Annotated in this window: 17 protein-coding genes and 1 pseudogene; 12 read left to right on the forward strand and 6 right to left on the reverse strand. The window is 58.5% G+C overall.

The features are described from left to right. The first annotated feature begins 39 nt into the window (after positions 1-39). From RGM3321_RS16255 to RGM3321_RS16285, 7 genes are all read left to right on the forward strand, one after another. Positions 40-867 carry an NAD(P)-dependent oxidoreductase gene (locus RGM3321_RS16255; RefSeq protein WP_244393898.1) on the forward strand — a complete coding sequence of 276 codons (828 nt, stop codon included), beginning with the start codon at positions 40-42 and terminating at the stop codon, positions 865-867. Between the two features lie 42 nt (positions 868-909). Then, a complete protein-coding gene (locus RGM3321_RS16260) occupies positions 910-1,794 on the forward strand; it encodes an SMP-30/gluconolactonase/LRE family protein (RefSeq protein ID WP_244393900.1) in 885 nt (294 codons plus the stop codon). Between the two features lie 56 nt (positions 1,795-1,850). Further along, positions 1,851-2,876 carry a TRAP transporter substrate-binding protein gene (locus RGM3321_RS16265; RefSeq protein WP_244393902.1) on the forward strand — a complete coding sequence of 342 codons (1,026 nt, stop codon included), beginning with the start codon at positions 1,851-1,853 and terminating at the stop codon, positions 2,874-2,876. Positions 2,877-2,938: 62 nt separating this feature from the next. Next, a complete protein-coding gene (locus RGM3321_RS16270) occupies positions 2,939-3,466 on the forward strand; it encodes a TRAP transporter small permease (RefSeq protein WP_244393904.1) in 528 nt (175 codons plus the stop codon). Further along, on the forward strand, positions 3,467-4,747 hold the full coding sequence (locus RGM3321_RS16275) for a TRAP transporter large permease (protein ID WP_244393906.1): 1,281 nt from the start codon (positions 3,467-3,469) through the stop codon (positions 4,745-4,747). An 85-nt stretch (positions 4,748-4,832) separates the two neighbouring features. Continuing rightward, positions 4,833-5,816, forward strand: coding sequence for a DMT family transporter (locus RGM3321_RS16280; RefSeq protein ID WP_244393909.1), 984 nt, complete (start codon positions 4,833-4,835; stop codon positions 5,814-5,816). Next, a complete protein-coding gene (locus tag RGM3321_RS16285) occupies positions 5,791-6,660 on the forward strand; it encodes an aldose 1-epimerase (protein WP_244393911.1) in 870 nt (289 codons plus the stop codon). Before RGM3321_RS16280 ends, RGM3321_RS16285 begins: the two co-directional genes overlap by 26 nt. 33 nt (positions 6,661-6,693) lie before the next feature. On the opposite strand, the gene RGM3321_RS16290 is transcribed toward RGM3321_RS16285, so the two are convergent. Further along, positions 6,694-7,260, reverse strand: a complete 567-nt coding sequence (locus RGM3321_RS16290; RefSeq protein WP_244393912.1) for a hypothetical protein — start codon at positions 7,258-7,260, stop codon at positions 6,694-6,696. A gap of 541 nt (positions 7,261-7,801) precedes the next feature. Here RGM3321_RS16290 and RGM3321_RS16295 point away from each other — a divergent pair. Beyond that, complete coding sequence (locus RGM3321_RS16295; RefSeq protein WP_244393961.1) at positions 7,802-8,314, forward strand: sigma-70 family RNA polymerase sigma factor; 513 nt, start codon at positions 7,802-7,804, stop codon at positions 8,312-8,314. Further along, positions 8,314-8,976, forward strand: a complete 663-nt coding sequence (locus tag RGM3321_RS16300) for a ChrR family anti-sigma-E factor (RefSeq protein ID WP_244393962.1) — start codon at positions 8,314-8,316, stop codon at positions 8,974-8,976. Before RGM3321_RS16295 ends, RGM3321_RS16300 begins: the two co-directional genes overlap by 1 nt. Before the next feature lie 22 nt (positions 8,977-8,998). Here RGM3321_RS16300 and aroA read toward each other — a convergent pair whose 3' ends face one another. From aroA to RGM3321_RS16315, 3 genes are all read right to left on the reverse strand, one after another. Next, on the reverse strand, positions 8,999-10,255 hold the full coding sequence (aroA, locus tag RGM3321_RS16305) for a 3-phosphoshikimate 1-carboxyvinyltransferase (protein ID WP_244393915.1): 1,257 nt from the start codon (positions 10,253-10,255) through the stop codon (positions 8,999-9,001). Positions 10,256-10,351: 96 nt separating this feature from the next. After that, a complete protein-coding gene (locus tag RGM3321_RS16310) occupies positions 10,352-10,834 on the reverse strand; it encodes a PAS domain-containing protein (RefSeq protein WP_002556144.1) in 483 nt (160 codons plus the stop codon). Positions 10,835-10,837: 3 nt separating this feature from the next. Further along, entirely contained in the window at positions 10,838-11,842 is a 1,005-nt protein-coding gene (locus RGM3321_RS16315; RefSeq protein WP_244393916.1) for a response regulator, read from the reverse strand. A gap of 266 nt (positions 11,843-12,108) precedes the next feature. Here RGM3321_RS16315 and RGM3321_RS16320 point away from each other — a divergent pair, with 266 nt between their 5' ends. From RGM3321_RS16320 to RGM3321_RS16330, 3 genes are all read left to right on the forward strand, one after another. After that, positions 12,109-12,558, forward strand: coding sequence for a DUF2384 domain-containing protein (locus RGM3321_RS16320; protein WP_003404776.1), 450 nt, complete (start codon positions 12,109-12,111; stop codon positions 12,556-12,558). Next, positions 12,555-13,016 carry an RES family NAD+ phosphorylase gene (locus RGM3321_RS16325; RefSeq protein ID WP_244393918.1) on the forward strand — a complete coding sequence of 154 codons (462 nt, stop codon included), beginning with the start codon at positions 12,555-12,557 and terminating at the stop codon, positions 13,014-13,016. The genes RGM3321_RS16320 and RGM3321_RS16325 overlap by 4 nt, the downstream gene beginning before the upstream one ends. Positions 13,017-13,319: 303 nt before the next feature. Next, positions 13,320-15,356 carry an S-type pyocin domain-containing protein gene (locus RGM3321_RS16330; protein ID WP_244393920.1) on the forward strand — a complete coding sequence of 679 codons (2,037 nt, stop codon included), beginning with the start codon at positions 13,320-13,322 and terminating at the stop codon, positions 15,354-15,356. A gap of 363 nt (positions 15,357-15,719) precedes the next feature. Here RGM3321_RS16330 and RGM3321_RS16335 read toward each other — a convergent pair. Beyond that, a pseudogene (locus RGM3321_RS16335) lies at positions 15,720-16,212 on the reverse strand (cell division protein FtsQ); the annotation flags it as partial. A gap of 91 nt (positions 16,213-16,303) precedes the next feature. Next, complete coding sequence (locus RGM3321_RS16340) at positions 16,304-17,515, reverse strand: MltA domain-containing protein (RefSeq protein ID WP_244393922.1); 1,212 nt, start codon at positions 17,513-17,515, stop codon at positions 16,304-16,306. Between the last annotated feature and the right edge of the window lie 40 nt (positions 17,516-17,555).

Here is a 17,555-nt window from a genome sequence, read left to right on the forward strand (position 1 = left end):
CGACAACAGATGACAAAAATAACAATCGGGACTTTTCTCATGGCATCGGCTCATACCACTCAAACTCCCTTCAATCGCCTCCTGCTGACCGGCGCGGCAGGTGGCTTGGGCAAGGTCTTGCGCGAAACACTGCGCCCCTACACAAACGTGCTGCGACTGTCCGACATTGCCGAGATGGCACCGGCAGTCGACGACAGTGAAGAGGTTCAGGCCTGCGATCTGGCCGACAAGAACGCCGTACACCAACTGGTCGAAGGCGTCGACGCGATCGTGCACTTCGGCGGTGTGTCAGTCGAACGCCCGTTCGAGGAGATCCTCGGTGCCAACATATGCGGCGTGTTTCACATCTACGAGGCGGCCCGCCGTCATGGCGTAAAACGCGTGATCTTCGCCAGTTCCAACCACGTGATCGGTTTCTACAAGCAGACCGAGACCATCGACGCATACTCCCCTCGCCGCCCAGACAGCTACTACGGTCTGTCCAAGTCCTACGGCGAAGACATGGCCAGCTTCTACTTCGATCGCTACGGCATCGAAACCGTCAGCATCCGCATTGGCTCGTCGTTTGCCGAACCGCAAAACCGTCGAATGATGAGCACCTGGCTGAGCTTTGGCGACCTGACCCAGTTGATCGAGCGCTCCCTGTACACGCCAGACGTTGGCCATACCGTGGTCTACGGTGTTTCGGACAACAAAACCGTGTGGTGGGACAACCGCATGGCCAGCAAACTGGATTACACCCCGAAGGACAGCTCGGAAGTGTTCCGCGAGAAGGTCGACGCCCAGCCGCTGCCGGCAGCCGATGACCCGGCAATGCTCTACCAGGGCGGTGCCTTTGTCGCTTCAGGACCGTTCGGCGACCAATAAGCAGCGCTTTCCTCTCGCAGCACTCTGGAGACACGAACCGTCATGGATGCCGAACTGATTGTCGATGCACAGAACGCCACCGGCGAAAGCCCGGTCTGGAGCGTGCGTGATCAAGCGCTGTACTGGGTGGATATTCCCAAGGGCGAGCTGCATCGCTGGGACTTCAATCAGGACAGCACGCGCAGCTGGAAAGCGCCGCAAATGCTGGCCTGTATCGCCGCCGACAGCCGGGGTGGCTGGGTGGCGGGGATGGAGAACGGAATCTTTCATTTGCAGCCCTGCGAAGACGGCAGCCTGATCAGCACGCTTCTGGCCGGCGTCGAACACGCGCAGACAGGCATGCGCTTCAATGACGGCCGCTGCGACCGACAGGGTCGGTTCTGGGCGGGCACCATGTTCATGGACATGGCCGCCGGTGCGAGGGTGGGTGCGTTGTATCGCTACAGTGCCGGCCAGAAGACACTGGACGCACAGCTCAAGGATTTCATCGTCCCCAACGGCCTGGCGTTCAGCCCGGACGGCAAGACCATGTACCTGTCCGACTCGCATCCCAGCGTGCAGAAGATCTGGGCTTTCGATTACGACACAGATAGCGGTACGCCACACAATCGCCGTCTGTTCGTCGACATGAATCATCACCTGGGTCGCCCTGACGGCGCGGCGATCGACGCCGACGGCTGCTACTGGATCTGTGGCAATGACGCAGGCCTGATCCACCGCTTTACGCCCAACGGCAAACTCGACCGCTCGCTGGTCGTGCCGGTCAAAAAACCGGCCATGTGCGCCTTTGGCGGCCCCAACCTGGACACCCTGTTCGTGACGTCGATTCGTCCGGGTGGCGATATTGGCGATCAGCCACTGGCCGGTGGTGTGTTCGCCCTGCGGCCTGGCGTCAAAGGCCTGGAGGAACCCGTGTTTCAGGGCTGACAGTGCCCACCGAAAATCCCATAGCTCGACCAAAAATAACAACATCGGAGATATCCATGGATTTCAAACGCAAGCTTCTCATCGCTGCACTTCCGTTGGCCTTCTGCGTGTCAGGCATGGCCCAGGCAGAAGTCAAAATCAAGTTCGCCGAGGTTCACCCCGCAGGCTACGCGCCGGTGGTGGCGGAGCAGAACATGGGCAAGAAACTCGAAGAACAGTCCAAGGGCGAGATCAGTTTCAAGATGTACGCGGGTGGCGTGCTCGGTTCCGAGAAGGAAGTCGTTGAACAGGTCCAGAGTGGTGCCGTGCAGATGACTCGCGTCAGCCTGGGTATCGTCGGCCCGGTAGTTCCGGACGTCAACGTCTTCAACCTGCCGTTTGTGTTCCGTGATCAAGCGCACATGCGCACGATTATCGACGGCGAGATCGGCCAGGAAATTCTCGACAAGATCACCAACTCGCAATTCAACATGGTCGCACTGGCCTGGATGGATGGCGGCACACGCAACCTGTACACGAAGAAACCGGTACGCCAGATTTCCGACCTTAAAAGCATGAAGATCCGTGTTCAGGGCAATCCGGTATTCATCGAAACCATCAACGACATGGGCGGTAACGGCATCGCCATGGCCACCGGCGAAATCTTCAGCGCCCTGCAAACCGGCGTGATCGATGGTGCGGAAAACAACCCGCCGACCTATTTCCAGCACAACCACTACCAGAACGCGAAGTTCTTCACGATTACCGAGCACTTGATTCTGCCCGAGCCCATCGTGATGGCGAAAGCCACCTGGGAGAAGCTCAACCCGGAGCAACAGGCGCTGGTGAAAAAGCTCGCGCGTGAAGCTCAGATGGAAGAGCGCGCGCTGTGGGACAAGTCTTCGGCCGACGCGGAAACCAAACTCAAGGCAGCAGGCGTGGAGTTCATCACGCTGACGCCCGAGCAGAAGAAAGCCTTCTACGACGCCACCCAGCCGGTGCGTGACAAATTCGGTGCGCCCTACAAGGATTTGATCAGCCGCATCGAAGCGGTCCAGACCAATCCGGCACTGGCTGCGAGCAACCCCCAAGCGGCCCAATAAGCCTGTCCGATTACGCAGCGGGAACGAGCACCAGCTCGTTCGCCGCCGCAGTGGTGAGCCTTATGAAAAATACCCTATTGCGCATCAACGACACGATCTATCGGGTCTGCATCGGCATTGCCGGTCTGTCGGTGCTGATCATGACCCTGATCATCCCCTGGGGCATCTTTGCCCGTTACATACTCGGCAGCGGCTCCAGTTGGCCGGAACCCACGGCCATTCTGCTGATGGTGGTATTTACCTTCTTCGGTGCAGCAGCCAGCTATCGCGCCGGTGCGCATATGGCGGTTTCGATGGCCGTGGACCGCACGCCGCAGCAGGTACGTCGCCTTGTCGCCCTGGCGGTGCAAATCCTGATGGCGATCGTGGCCCTGTTCATGATCTTCAAGGGCTTCAAGCTGTGCGCCACCACGTGGAATCAGTTCGTCGGTGAACTGCCGTTTCTGAGGGTCGGCATCACTTACCTGCCAATCCCCATTGGCGGCATCGTGACCCTGATTTTCGTGTTGGAAAGACTGTTTCTGGGCGACCAGAGTCATCGCGCGGTGATGCGCTTCGATGCCATTGAAGAAAGCGAAGGTGCCGCATAAATGGACGCTTTTATACTGCTGGGCAGCTTCATCGCATTGATCCTCATCGGCATGCCTGTCGCCTATGCTCTGGGGCTTTCGGCCCTGATCGGCGCCTGGTGGATCGATATTCCGGCCGATGCACTGATGATTCAGATTGCGGGCGGCGTGAACAAGTTTTCGCTGCTGGCAATTCCATTCTTCGTGCTGGCCGGGGCAATCATGGCCGAAGGCGGCATGTCCCGACGGCTGGTCGCCTTTGCCGCTGTGCTGGTGGGTTTCGTGCGCGGCGGGCTGTCGCTGGTCAACATTGTGGCCTCGACCTTCTTCGGCGCGATTTCGGGCTCTTCGGTGGCCGATACCGCGTCGGTAGGCTCGGTGCTGATCCCGGAAATGGAACGCAACGGCTATCCTCGGGACTTCTCGACGGCAGTGACCGTCAGCGGTTCGGTTCAGGCCCTGCTGACGCCACCCAGCCATAATTCGGTGCTCTATTCCCTGGCGGCAGGCGGCACGGTATCGATTGCTTCGCTGTTCATGGCCGGGATCATGCCGGGGCTGTTGCTCAGCGCAGTGATGATGGGCCTGTGCATGATCTTCGCGCGCAGACGCAACTACCCCAAGGGTGAAGTGATTCCGCTGCGTAAAGCGCTGAAAATTGCCGGTGATGCGCTCTGGGGCATGATGGCCATGGTCATCATTCTCGGCGGCATTCTGTCGGGGATTTTCACCGCCACCGAGTCGGCTGCCATTGCTGTGCTCTGGTCATTCTTCGTCACCATGTTCATCTACCGCGACTACAAATGGCGCGATCTGCCCAAACTGATGCACCGGGCTGCACGGACCATTTCCATCGTGATGATTCTGATCGGTTTTGCCGCCAGCTTCGGTTACATCCTGACGCTGATGGAAATCCCGATGAAGATCACCACGGCATTCCTGACCCTGTCAGATAACCGCTACGTGATCCTGATGTGCATCAACGTCATGTTGCTGCTGCTGGGCACCGTGATGGACATGGCCCCGCTGATTCTGATCCTGACCCCGATCCTTTTGCCGGTCATCGTCGGTGTCGGCGTGGACCCGGTGCACTTTGGCATGATCATGCTGGTGAATCTGGGGATCGGGCTCATAACACCACCGGTGGGTGCGGTGCTGTTCGTCGGTGCCGCGGTGGGCAAAGTCACCATCGAAGCCACCGTGAAAGCCTTGCTGCCGTTCTACGTCGCGCTGTTTTTGGTGCTGATGCTGGTCACCTACATTCCCGCCATCTCACTGTGGCTGCCGAGCGTCGTGCTCTAACGTCTCCAGCTGCAACGCGCTACCGGAGCGCTTGAAACCGCTCCGGTATGCACCTCTGTTGTCCAGCCAAGGAGGCTGGTTGCATATGTCTGCCCCTGCCCTGTTTCCCCGCCACATTGCCGTGCTGATCCTGGCATTGCTGGCCTGCTCGTTTGCCGGCAACCACATTGCGGCACGCATCGCTTTCGATCATGACACCGGCTTGCTGCTGGCTATTCTTTGCCGCTCCGGCGTCACCCTGCTGGTGCTGGTCAGCCTGGTGCTCTGGCAACGTGAAAAGCTCAGTCTTCCTGCCAGCACCTGGCGCTGGCAATTGCTTCTGGGCTTGCTGATCGCGACTCAGAGTTTTTGCATCTACTCGGCGGTGGCCCGTATTCCGGTGGCGCTGGCATTGCTGGTGGTCAACGTCTCGCCGATTCTGCTGGCGCTGTTGACCTGGGCACTCGGCGGTGCCAGGCCCACGCGACGTGCCGCTGGCCTGATGGCACTGATTCTGTTCGGCCTGACGCTGGCGCTGGATGTGCCGCAGCGGCTTTCAAACCCAGGCAGCAGCGAACCGCAGTGGCTGGAAGGTATCGCCTATGCGTTTACCGCAGCAGTGGTGTTCGCCTTTGCGCTGTGGATCACCGACAACAAACTGGCCAGCATGCGCGGCACGGTGCGCAGTATGCTGACCATGGTCGTGGTGTTCGCGGCGGCTGCGCTGGCCGGTGCCAGTGGCCTGCTGCCCGGTGGAGTGGATCTGCCGGCAAGCCGCATCGGCTGGACTGCTCTGGCCAGTCTAGTGGTGCTGTACGGGTTGGGCTTTTCGCTGCTGTTCATCTGCATGGCGCGGCTGGACATCGCCCGCAATGCGCCGGTGATGAACATCGAGCCGGTGGCAAGCCTGTTATTCGGCTGGCTGATTCTTGATCAGTTGCTCAGCAAGGGCCAGGTCATCGGCGGGCTGATCGTCGTCAGCGGTATCGTCCTGCTGACCTGGCGGCGCGCCACACTACCTGCCTCTCAACCATCCAGTCCGTCACCCACGAAGGTCCTGCATCATGCCCGCGAACGTACTGACCCTTGAAGATGGCCTGACCCGCCTCACTCTGGCCCCCTACATCGGTGGCAGTATCGTCAACTGGACCGTATTGGCCAGTGGGCACCCCCTGCTGCGCCCGAGCGACGAACAGGCACTGGCTGCCGGTACACCTCGCCGACTGGCCTGCTACCCGCTGGCGCCGTGGTCGAACCGGATCGGCAACGGCGGTTTCGAGACCCCGGATGGCTGGCTCGCACTGGCCCCCAACAGCGCCAACGACCCGTTGCCGATTCATGGCAGCGCCTGGCAACAAGTCTGGACGGTTATCGAGCAGACCGCAGAGCAGGTCTGCCTGCAACTCGACAGCCAGACGCCGTTCGCCTACCTCGCGCAACTGCGCTACACCCTGCAAGACGGCAAGTTGAGCATCGAACTGACCACTACCCACTTGGACAGTCGTGCCGCCTGGCACGGGCTGGGCTTGCACCCTTACCTGCCGCGCACGCCTCACACACGCTTGCAGGCCACGGCTGCGCAGGTATGGCTGTGCGACGAAGCCGGGTTGCCCAGCGCCTTGCAGGACCTGCCCGCCGAATGGGACTTCCGACACGGCAACGCGCTGCCAGACACACGTCTGGACAACGGTTTCACTGGCTGGGATGGCCTGAGCATCATCAGCCAGCCGGATCTGGGCTATGAGCTGCACTGCCAAGTCACCGGCAGCGAATACTTTCTGGTGTTCTGCCCGCCAGGGTTGGGTTTCTTCTGCTTCGAGCCGGTCAGCCACCCAGTCAACGCACATCATTTGCCCGGGCGGCCGGGATTGAGCCTATTACGTCAGGGGGAGTCGATGGAGTTGAGGGTCAGTCTGCATTACAAGCCCTTGTAGCAGGCTTTATGCGGGCATGCTCCACGCCTGTCGTTACGGGGTAATCACCAGTGTTGAAAGACCGCTGACACCGTTAACTCCGCCCGTAGTGCTGCAGCTGTTGTTCAACGTGGCCTGAATATTACCCAGTTCAAATGTACTCACCGCAATGGCGTTCTTGAAACGGCCATCTGTAATTGTCCCTGTACCCAGCACGGCTGTAATCAGACCGCCTACAGTATTGAAACTCGTATTGAACGTGTAGGTGCTGGTCACCCCATCGTTCCAGGTAATGATCCATACAACATTGGACGTTTGCAGCAGCAAAGACTGACAGGATAACGGTGCCTGAAAGCTTTGGATCGACGAAGCGCTGACCACTTGAGGAAATGCAGGTAAAACACACGGCCCCCAATTGCTTGTCGTCAACACGTCGGTAGGCTTGGCGGTATTGGTCACTCCTGGCGACCAATTTGCGGTGTGAGTCCCTATCGGACAGGCCGCCAGGTTTATAGCCTGAGCTCGCTCCGGCGCAAAAAAAAGCCCCATACAAAAGATGATCAGTAACAGAGTGGCCAGCGTGACCTGCGAATATGAACCGCGCGCAACGTGAGTATCCATGATTGTCTCCCTGACTTGGATAGCGTCCAGCGTTCAGATTAAACAGACCGCCCTCAGTGTTCTACTGTTAGAAATGATAGTGGCAGCGAATGGCCGCAAGACCGGACACTCCGTCAATGCCAGCCTGCAAAAACCCGACGCCACTCGCCCAAGCCTTTCGATGAGGTTAGCGGGCACCGCACCACATTGAGGGGCACGCACAACACAGCCCCTCCATGTGGTGCCTTTTTACGAGCCTCTCTCAGTTTTGTTTTGTCAGGCTGTCGAGCAGGCGTAATTCGGCTCTACCGGTTCTGTTGTCCACGGCATAACTGAACACCGGAAATGTTTCTACCGGCAAACTCCGGCCCTCCTTTATCAATTGCTGTGATCCACTCCCCATCCCGTTACGTAACACCTCTGCATTGCGAACCAAAACCAGACAATGGTGATCAGAAGGTGGATCATGCGCACTACTGCCAGTCTCAGGACCTTCTGTCACTTGTCCCCCTCTCACAGCGAATCGACAATAACCCGACTTTGGATTGATGAAGTCACCGCCGTGGCCCGCCAGAGGGACCGCGAAAGCTTCATGCGCATCTACGATTACTTCGCGCCGCGCTTATTGCGTTATCTGACCGGGCTGAATGTGCCGGAGGGGCAGGCTGAAGAATTGGTGCAGGAAGTGCTGCTCAAGCTGTGGTACAAGGCCGACTCCTTCGACCCGACCAAGGCCAGCCTGGGAACATGGCTGTTTCGCATTGCCCGCAATCTGTACATCGACAGCGTGCGCAAGGACCGCGGCTGGGTGCAGGTGCAGAATTCGCTGGAACAACTCGAGCGCCTGGAGGCCCCGGTAGATCGAACGCTCGATTACAGCCAGCGCCAGGAGCAACAACTGAACATTGCCATTCAGAACCTGCCCACCGACCAGGCCCGGGTGTTGCGCATGTCGTATTTCGAAGCGCTCAGCCATCGGGAAATTTCCGAACGCCTTGGTATGCCACTGGGCACGGTGAAATCGTGCCTGCGCCTGGCGTTTCAAAAATTGCGTTCGCGGATAGAGGAATCATGATGAGCCCACGACATCATCCGGATGACGCGACTCTGGTCAGCTATGCAGCGGGAGCGCTGTCGCAGGTGCTCGCGGTGGTGACTGCGGCGCACCTTGAGCGCTGTGCAGAGTGCCGTGCGCGACTCAGGCAGGCCGAAGAGATTGGCGGTGTGTTGATGCAGCAGCACATCAGCAGCGTGGTGCCGCTCAAGGGCAGGTCGGCAATGCTCGCGCGTCTTGATGAACAGCAAGCGGGCGCTGAACCGGCAATGTATTCGATGCCGGCAGCCAATCATGACCCGGATTTGTTACCTGTCTGCATGCACGCGCATTTCGGTCGACATCTTAGCACACTGAAGTGGAAAACACTGGTTCCTGGCGTGCAACGAGTACGTGCGCAAGGTATTGAACAAGGCAAGTTGATGCTGCTGAAAATCGCCCCCGGTGTCAGCATGCCGGTACACAGCCACGACAGCGGCGAGATGACCATGGTGCTCAAGGGCGCGTACCATGACATACAGGGAGCGTTCGGGCTCAATGACGTAGCCGATCTGGACAGCCACATCCAGCACCAGCCCGTCGCCTACCCTGACCGCGAATGCATCTGCGTGCTGGCGACGGAATCAAGGCTGCGCTTTCACGGGCTGCTGGCGCGGATGATGCAGCCGTTTTTCGGGATTTGAAAAACGGCCGCTGCGCCTGCGGTCAGCGCTGGACGGTTACACCCAATGAGGTCAGCGCATCCCAGTAGCCTGGGTAGGTCTTGGCGACGCAATCGGGGTCGAGAATACGGATACCGGCGATCTTCAAGCCTGCCAGCGCAAAACACATGGCGATGCGATGGTCGGAGTGGGTATCGATTAAGGCATCTACCGTAGTACCTGCCAGCGCCGGGTTGGCGTGCACCAGCAGATCGTCGCCCTCTTCTACCGCAAGGCCCGGTGCGATGGCGCACAGACCGTGGGACAGTGCTGAAATACGGTCACATTCCTTGACCCGCAGGTTGGCGATGCCGACAAAGCGCACTGGCTGACGGTTGAAGGCGGCGAGTACCGCCAGCGTCGGAATCGCGTCCTGCATTTGCGAGCCGTCGATCACGGCCGGCATGTTCGGGAAGCTGGCGATGATCTGACTGGCCAGTGCATCAGGCTGAGTGAACGCGTCGCTGGCCACGCCCAGGTCGATAGCGCCCTCGGTCAGGGCCTGCGCAGCCCACAGGTAGGTGGCCGCCGAGGCATCCGGTTCGATGTGGAAATCCGTCGCGCGATAGCCGGTAGCCGAGACTTTCCAGGCGGCGTCGCCGATGGCCTGAACCTCGGCGCCGAAGGCCTGCATGGCCGCCAGCGTGAGGTCGAGGTAACCACGCGCGCCGATCTCGCTGCCTGTCAGCGCCACTTCCACAGGCCCCTTGCCACAGGCACCGGCCATCAGTAGTGCCGACACATACTGGCTGGACAGATTGCCGTCGATTTCGATACGACCGGCCTCAAGACCGCCCTTGCCCTTGATGGCCACCGGCGGGCAACCACTGGGTGCGCTGACCTCCACGCCCATGCGCTGCAAGGCATCGACCAGCGGACCGATCGGGCGCTTGCGCATGTACTCGTCGCCGTCGACCACAAAGTCGCCTTCGAAGTTGGCCAGTGCAGCGGTCAGAAAGCGCGTTGCGGTCCCGGCGTTGCCGAGAAACAGCGCCTGCTGCGGTGCCTGCCAGTGCCCGCTGCTGGTGACCACAAAGGTGCTGTCATCCGGCTCGTCGACCTGCACGCCCATCAGACGCAGTGCTTCGGACATCACGCGGGTGTCGTCACTTTTCAGCGCGCCGGTCAGGCGGCTGGTGCCTTTGGCCAGCCCGGCCAGCAACAATGCGCGGTTGGTGATCGACTTGGAGCCCGGCGGGCTGACGCGCCCGACCAGCGGGCGCTCGACAGGCAAAACAGTGAGGGTGGCTTGAGGTCGCATGATGTCCCTGAGCGTCAGCGGAAAAATCGCGATCCTAGCACGAGCGGGATCAAGCCCGCAGTGCGGTTTTGCTGCCCCGACGAGCCAGACAGCCGTTTACTTTTGTTCAGCACCCGACAGTTGCTGCAGCTTGTCATTGGCTGCCTGCAATTGATTGCGGTTGGCTGCCACGTCGGTGACGTCATAGATCACCAGGCACACATGGCTGATCGCCCCGGTGGTTGAACGCAGCGGAAACAGCGTGGTGTTCTGGTACATGAACTCTTCGTGCCCGGTGATCGGCTGGTAATTTTTGAAGCGCACCAGATACGGCCGCTGTTCCCAGATGGTGAACGCCGGTGTGCCAAGGGTCACGACGTTATCGATTTTCTTGCTCAGCCATTGGCGGTTAACCTCCGGAAACAACTCGAAGAAGGTCTTGTCGATTGCCACATAGGGCACCACACCGGAGCGGTTTTCCATGAAGGTATTCCAGACCGTCACCCGGTAGTTCAGGTCCAGCACCACAATGCCTACGTCAATGTTCTGCGTGACGGCCAGCAACCAATGAAGCTCGTTGATTTCGATAGCGTTGCTCATGGGTCAGCTCATCATGTAGGCGAGTTTTTTGGTAAGCAGCTCGACCGAATCTTCGGTGAACAGCATCAACAGATCGAAGTGAATGTTATGGCCTTCCACGCTGTAACTGATTTCAACCGCCAGGGTCTTTTTCCAGCGCTGCTGATTGATACGGATAAGCTCGTCGATGCCACCCTGCGCGCCCAGCAATTGTGGGTGGCCTTGCGAGAAGGCGATGTCGATCTGCTCGGCAATACCGCTCAGGCAGGCACCGATCAGGATCGTGGACAGGTCGAGGAGCATCTCCATGTCGGAACTGTCGGAGTGATCGCCGCCCATCAGCTGCGAGATACCGGAAATTTCCGAGTCGTGGAAAATCAGCAGCGCCTCGCCTGCAATACCGCCACCGATGTAGCCCTGACACACCGCAGTCAGGCGCTGATCGCTGTGCGCATCGGCCAGCGCCATGTGCAGCTCGCCAACTTCGAGCATGTTGACGTTGGGCACCGGCAACTGCACAAAGACACCCAGTACCTTGGCCAGCAACGCCGCTGCACGGCCCATGGCGACGTTGACGGTTTCGCGGAACGCATCCTGAAAGCTGATCACCCCGCCCTTGTTGTTGAGGGCCGGCAGTGCAACCGGCGACACCGCAGGCTTGCCCAGCAGACCAAGGCGCTCCAGTGTGCTTTTCAGTTCGTCCGGGTCGGCAGGTTTTTTCAGAAACGCCAGCGCGCCCAGCTCCATGACCCGACGCACGGCTTCGTCCTGCACGTCGCCCGACACCACAATCACCTTGGCGTCGAGGTTTTCGGCACGAATCGCCGTCAGCGTCTGGTAACCGTCCATCACCGGCATGGTCAGGTCGAGCAGGACCACCTGGCCCTGACCTTTACGAATCGCCTCCAGGCCTTCCTGCCCCTGGGTGGCCAGCGTGACCGACACATCCCAGTCTTCAGGTAGCGCGCGCAACAGCTGCTTTCGCGCCATGTTCGAGTCATCGCATATCAATAGTGCAAGCGTGGACATCGTGTGGTTCTCACTGCAAAAAAATCAGGCTGACAACGGCGGACAGCACGTATACGTTCGACAGCACTATCGAAATCGACTGAGACTGAGCCTATAACGCTCGATCAGCAACATTCAAACTAAACCTATAGCCTTAAGTCGGCGATGTTTGCAGTTTCTGTAATTTAAGTCGCTTTCTGTTGCTGCAAATCACTACCGCGACCACCCAAACCAGCCTATTATCAAGTGATAGATTTAATAGCGATCACTCGATAGACAGGTGTGCCATGTCTCTGCCCATACGCGACTATCATCCAGCACTGCCCCGGCAGGACGATTTCTGGCAACACCTGGGCATTCCCGCACGAGGCGCGCGGCTGTACTCGGCGCTGCATGACGGTTTGCCATATGAAGTCTTCGAACGTCTGGCGCATTACACCGACCTGAACCGCTCGACCCTGGCCGAACATCTGGGCATCGCGCCGGCGACCTTACAGCGACGTCTCAAGGTGCGCCGCTTCAATGCCGAGGAAAGCGATCGGCTGTTCCGCCTGGCAGCGGTGTACAAGGCGGCGCTGGACCTGTTCGAAAACGACGCCGAAGCGACTCGCCTGTGGCTGGCCAACCCGGTCTACGGGCTGGGCAATCGCAGGCCGCTGGAAATGCTCGCGACCTCGGCAGAGGCTCAGGCAGTGCTTGACCTGATCGGCCGCCTGGAACACGGGGTCGTGGCGTGATAGCGGTCTATCGACTGGTCAAGCGCAAATGGCTGACGCAGGCCTTCGACGGCGAAGGCGCCAAGCTCTATGGCGGACGCTGGAACAGCAAGGGCAACGCCTGCGTGTACTGCGCGGGCAGCGAGTCACTGGCCCTGCTGGAAGTGCTGGTGCACCTGAACAACGCGACTGTGGCTCAGCACTACACGATGCTTGAACTGCAGATTGCCGAGGAGCACGTCCTCAATGCACGCCCGGACACCCTGCCCCGCGACTGGCGCGAAGAGCCTGCACCACCGGCAACCGCCTCGTTCGGCGACGACTGGCTTGCCTCGCGTCAAAGCCTGGCACTGGCCGTGCCCAGCGTGATCATTCCGCGCGAGTCCAACTACCTGCTCAACGTCCAGCACCCGGAGTTCAGGGCGGTTGTGGCGACGGCCAAAGAGCTGGATTTTGTGGTTGATCCGCGTTTGGGGTGAACTGGCTGAACGGTTAGCTCGATTATGGGGGGCTCTTGCTGTCCCATGGGTTCAAAGCAACGTACGCCGCGACCAATGCATTCAGCACCAGAAGTAACGCCTTAACACTGCGATGGATTACAAAACCGGCAACACTACGTGCGGCCGCTGACCAGTCCTACACCAGCATGCGTTTCAATTGCGTGCCTGAAAGCCTGAACAAAAAAACAACTACCTATACCTATGTACCGCACTTCGTGCCTATTAATACTACCTAATATCAAGGAGATATTATTCGGCGATTTAAACCTTAAGGATAAGCACATGCCGCAAAACGTCATTACTCTTCCACCCACAATCGTAACACCTGGCCAGCCGTTGCCCAGGCCATTAGGCCCGCTGTCAGGAGCCGGAGTAATCGCCAGACCGCTGCGATGGGACGGCACTATTCCTGCAAACCATGAGCTGGATGCATTCTTCAGTAAAAGGGGTATAAGAAACGAGCAGTACACGATATCCATTATCGTGACGGCCTCTTCAACACAGCAAAACATCCATCAGTCTTACATAGACTTTTTGCCCCTCCTTCCGGCTGACGTTGACGCGGAAATTTCTGCCGGCGTAGGAGATTACCCCTTCTCTGAGTTAGAAAAGTCTACGATTGAAAAAAACGTGGTGGACAGCCTGATTTCACAGCGCGCTGCTGAGTTAGCCAAGAGTAACGAAGGCGCTCATGCTTTCTTTGGCAGGCATGCATTGGCGGTAGATATTAAAAAAAACGCTGTGGATTTTTTAAATATCTTTCAAACAAGAAGAGACCTGGGCTCTCCCCTTGACGTTTATAAAAGCTGGGAAGCCTCAGTTACAGCAGCCTACAGAGCAAAAATTCTTGAAGAGAAAATCAGGATGCTCACAGAGAGGTCTGTATCACTGAGCCATACTATTGCTGCAGCGCAGGCCAGGGAGGACGCACGTATCGCGGCAGAAACCGAGTCGACGAGGCTTGCCGTTGAAGCTGCAGAGCACGCTCGACTTGCTGCCGAAACCGCTGAACAAGCCCGAGTTGCAGTGGAGGCTGAAGCCAAGCGAGTAGCGGATGAGCAGGCTCTTCTTGCTGCCGAAGCAGAAGCTCGCCGAGTAGCTGCCGAAGCGGCTGAACAAGCTCGTATGGAGGCAGAGACGCAGGCCCAGCGTGACGCTGACGAGCACGCGCGCGTGACGGCAGAAGCTCAAGCGCTAGAAGCGGGCAAGACGCTCAGGCTCCCGGAAGCGGGTACACCGCAGTTGGGTGCAGTTGCAGGAGTCATTTCCGTTACAGCAGGATCCGGTCTCTTTCTGGACGCTACCATTCAAGCCGCTATCGAAATATTAACGGCTCTCGCAGGCACGGCTGTCAGCTCTACCACAGCCGTAGGCATCGGCACGTTGCTGTACTCCCCTTCGCTTGGCAATGGAGAGTTACCGGAAAGAATGCTGGACCTTCCGGCCAGGGTTCTGATGCCTGATCTGCCCGACGCCTTGAATGACGTGGCGGCAACGGGTGGAACGGTCGATATGCCCTATAGAATTTACGGCGATCAGTCGAAGTATTCAGTCGTGGCAACACAAGCCGAAGGCGGATTTTCTCCCAAGGTGCCTGTGAGGGCTCTGATACTGGACCCAGTGGCCAACGCCTACACCTTTACCACTTCGGACACCCCGCCCATCACCTTGACGTTTCCAATCGCAGCACCTGGAAACAGCTCAACGACGACGGTGGCGCAACCAGTCGAAACTCCGGCGTACGCTGGAATTACACTGGAGCCTATCGAGGTGAAAGCCGAACCTTTATCCGGCACCAGCCAGATGGATATTCGGGACGCCATTTACGTTTATCCGTTAAATTCGGGTCTGCCTCCGGTCTATGTGGTGTTCAACAGCCCCTATGAAGGGGCAACAACCAAAGGAGAGCATAGCGGTCGAATGTACGATCCTGAAAAAGCGGGCGGCCCCACCCAAAACCTTGACTGGACAACCGCCTCAGTCACTCAGGACGGCATTGATCTCGTTAAGCTGCACACAGGCCGATTCGGCTCATCAGATGCAAATACTATAATGATTGATCGTCTGGAAAAAATTTTGCGCGGCGAGTTAGCCGTGACGGATACTGATAAAAGATTTTACACCCACGAGCTCAGGGAATTAGAACGTTACAGGGCACTGGGGGTGGCTGATGGCGTGCAAGGTAACGTATGGAATAACGCTCATACGGCAGCCCTTGAGGATTATAGAATTAACGAAAATCGTGATTTTCTTTACACCGAAGCGGCTCAATCGGCTGGTGACAAACAAGATCATGCTGACGCATTGAGAGGCCAATGAAATGACCCACATCAGAGACATTATCATTAACGAAACCGTGGCAGATGTATTGGCAGTCCTGGCTCTAACTACGTCCCAACCACGGATAGACAGACTGTACACCACTTATAAATTTGAGGCGCTTCAGTCCGGTGAGCTTTGGGGAACTTACACCCGACTTTTCCGTGAGGGCATTCTGGCTTTAGATGCAAATGGTCGCACGTCTAAAGGACCCAGCTGGAAGGAGCCCGCTTTCATCGCCGAAAAAAAATATTCTTTTGAATAAAAGTTACACTATTTAAAGAACGCCCGGCTTCAGCCGGGCGTTCCTCCATCTGAGACTTGATAATCGTAACCCTGTCTCGAACAGGGTATGCCCGAGCTTTATTTTACAGGTACATCTAACTTGTCGACCCTCCCATAAATGGTCTGCAGATCCCACTCGGGAATTTCCCATATAAGCGGTTTGGGCGGCGTCTGGCGGAAGGCCGGGTTGTCAAAGTAAAGGTTGGCAACGTTGCCAAGAGCTCGCCGCAGTCCTTGGCAACGTTGCCAATCGGGGCGCCGAGTGCGCGCTGTAGAAAACCGACAAAACCCGAATTGCGCGAGAACGACGTGCCGATCAGCGCGACGTTGGGCAGCTTGCTGTCTCCGTCGATTCATTGGCAAGCTCGGTGATCTGCGTGGCGGCCACGCTTTACGGCGCAGGTTGTAATGACGACGGCAACCAGTCGAGTCCGCCGGGGCACTCGGCAATGGGTAACGTCTAAATCTGGAATTGACGCTATGAAGTGGCCTTTATGCCGGCTTTTTTCACCTGCAAACCGATGGCTCTGGCGGCGCTGTTGGCAGCACTCTCGCCCCATTGCATTTCGCTATCTCAAGCGTATTTGGAAGGAAAACGGGTGCATGAAGAAGATAGCTACCTATCCATTGAGCAGGACGGTAGCTATCGAGGTGAAGGGATTTCAGTGACTGACAGCAGCCGGGGTGGCTGCAGGAGCTGTTTCTGCGGACTGAGGCAACGGCATGCCCTTGGGCCACAACAGCCAGATATTGCCTTTCTGCTTCATGTCGCCAGCCAGCTTGCCCGCCTCGTCGCCGGTCCCCCAGAACAGGTCGGCGCGTACTTCACCGGCAATCGCACCGCCCGTGTCCTGGGCAGCGACCGGACGCACCACGCTGCTGCCATCCGGCCGCGTCGTCGAGAGCCAGAGCAGACTGCCCAGCGGAATCACCTTGCGGTCGATGGCCACGCTATAGCCCGGGGTCAGCGGCACATTCAGCGAGCCGCGCGGGCCTTCATTACTGTCGGGGTTACGGGCGAAAAACACGTAGCTGGGATTACTCGCCAGCAGTTCGCCGATCCGCTCCGGATGCGCCTTGGCCCAGGCTGCGATGCTGCCCATGGTCACGTCTTCCTTCTTCAACTGCCCCTGCTCTACCAGCCAGCGACCAATCGCGCGATACGGACGACCGTTCTGATCGGCATAGCCCAGACGCAGCTGCGAGCCATCTTCCAGACTCACGCGCCCCGAGCCCTGAATCTGCAGGAATTGCAGATCCATCGGGTCGGTCAGCCAGGCAATCACCGGCGCGTTCAAGCCCTGCGTGCTGATCGTTGCAGCGTCGTCGTAAGGCTTGAGCACCCGCCCCTCAAGCCGACCGCGCAGACGCTTGCCTTTTAGCTCGGGATAAATGCTGTCCAGATTGACCACGATCAGATCGTCCGGAATGCCATACACCGGCACATTGGCCGTGGCGGTCTGAGTCAGACTGCCCGGATAGACAGGCTCGTAATAACCGGTGATCAAACCATCGGCACTGCCCCCGTCGGCGCGCAGGCTGTAGACCTGCAACTGCTCCTGCAAAAAGGTGCGGATCTGCGCAACATCCGGTGCAGCCGCAAGACTCGCAGCCGCCGCACACGTCGCCCCCCACACCGCATCGGCCTTCAAACGGACACACGCACTGCGCCACGAGGCAAAACCGGCCTGCAAATCCGCGTCCGACACCGCCGGCAGCGCGTCCCAGCCAGCCTGGCTATACGTGGTGTGCGGCGGCGCAGGCGGCGTCACCGGCTTGTCGGATTTGTCGGACTTGTCACACGCGGTCAGCAACGCAGCCAGAGGCAAAACCAGCGCCAGGCCCCGCAACCATGGCTTGAAAGAGAGCATCATCAGTAGCACCAATCCGTTTACAGCCCGCAGCAGGCTGGTG

It is taken from the genome of Pseudomonas sp. RGM 3321 (assembly GCF_022836805.1).
GTDB lineage: Bacteria > Pseudomonadota > Gammaproteobacteria > Pseudomonadales > Pseudomonadaceae > Aquipseudomonas.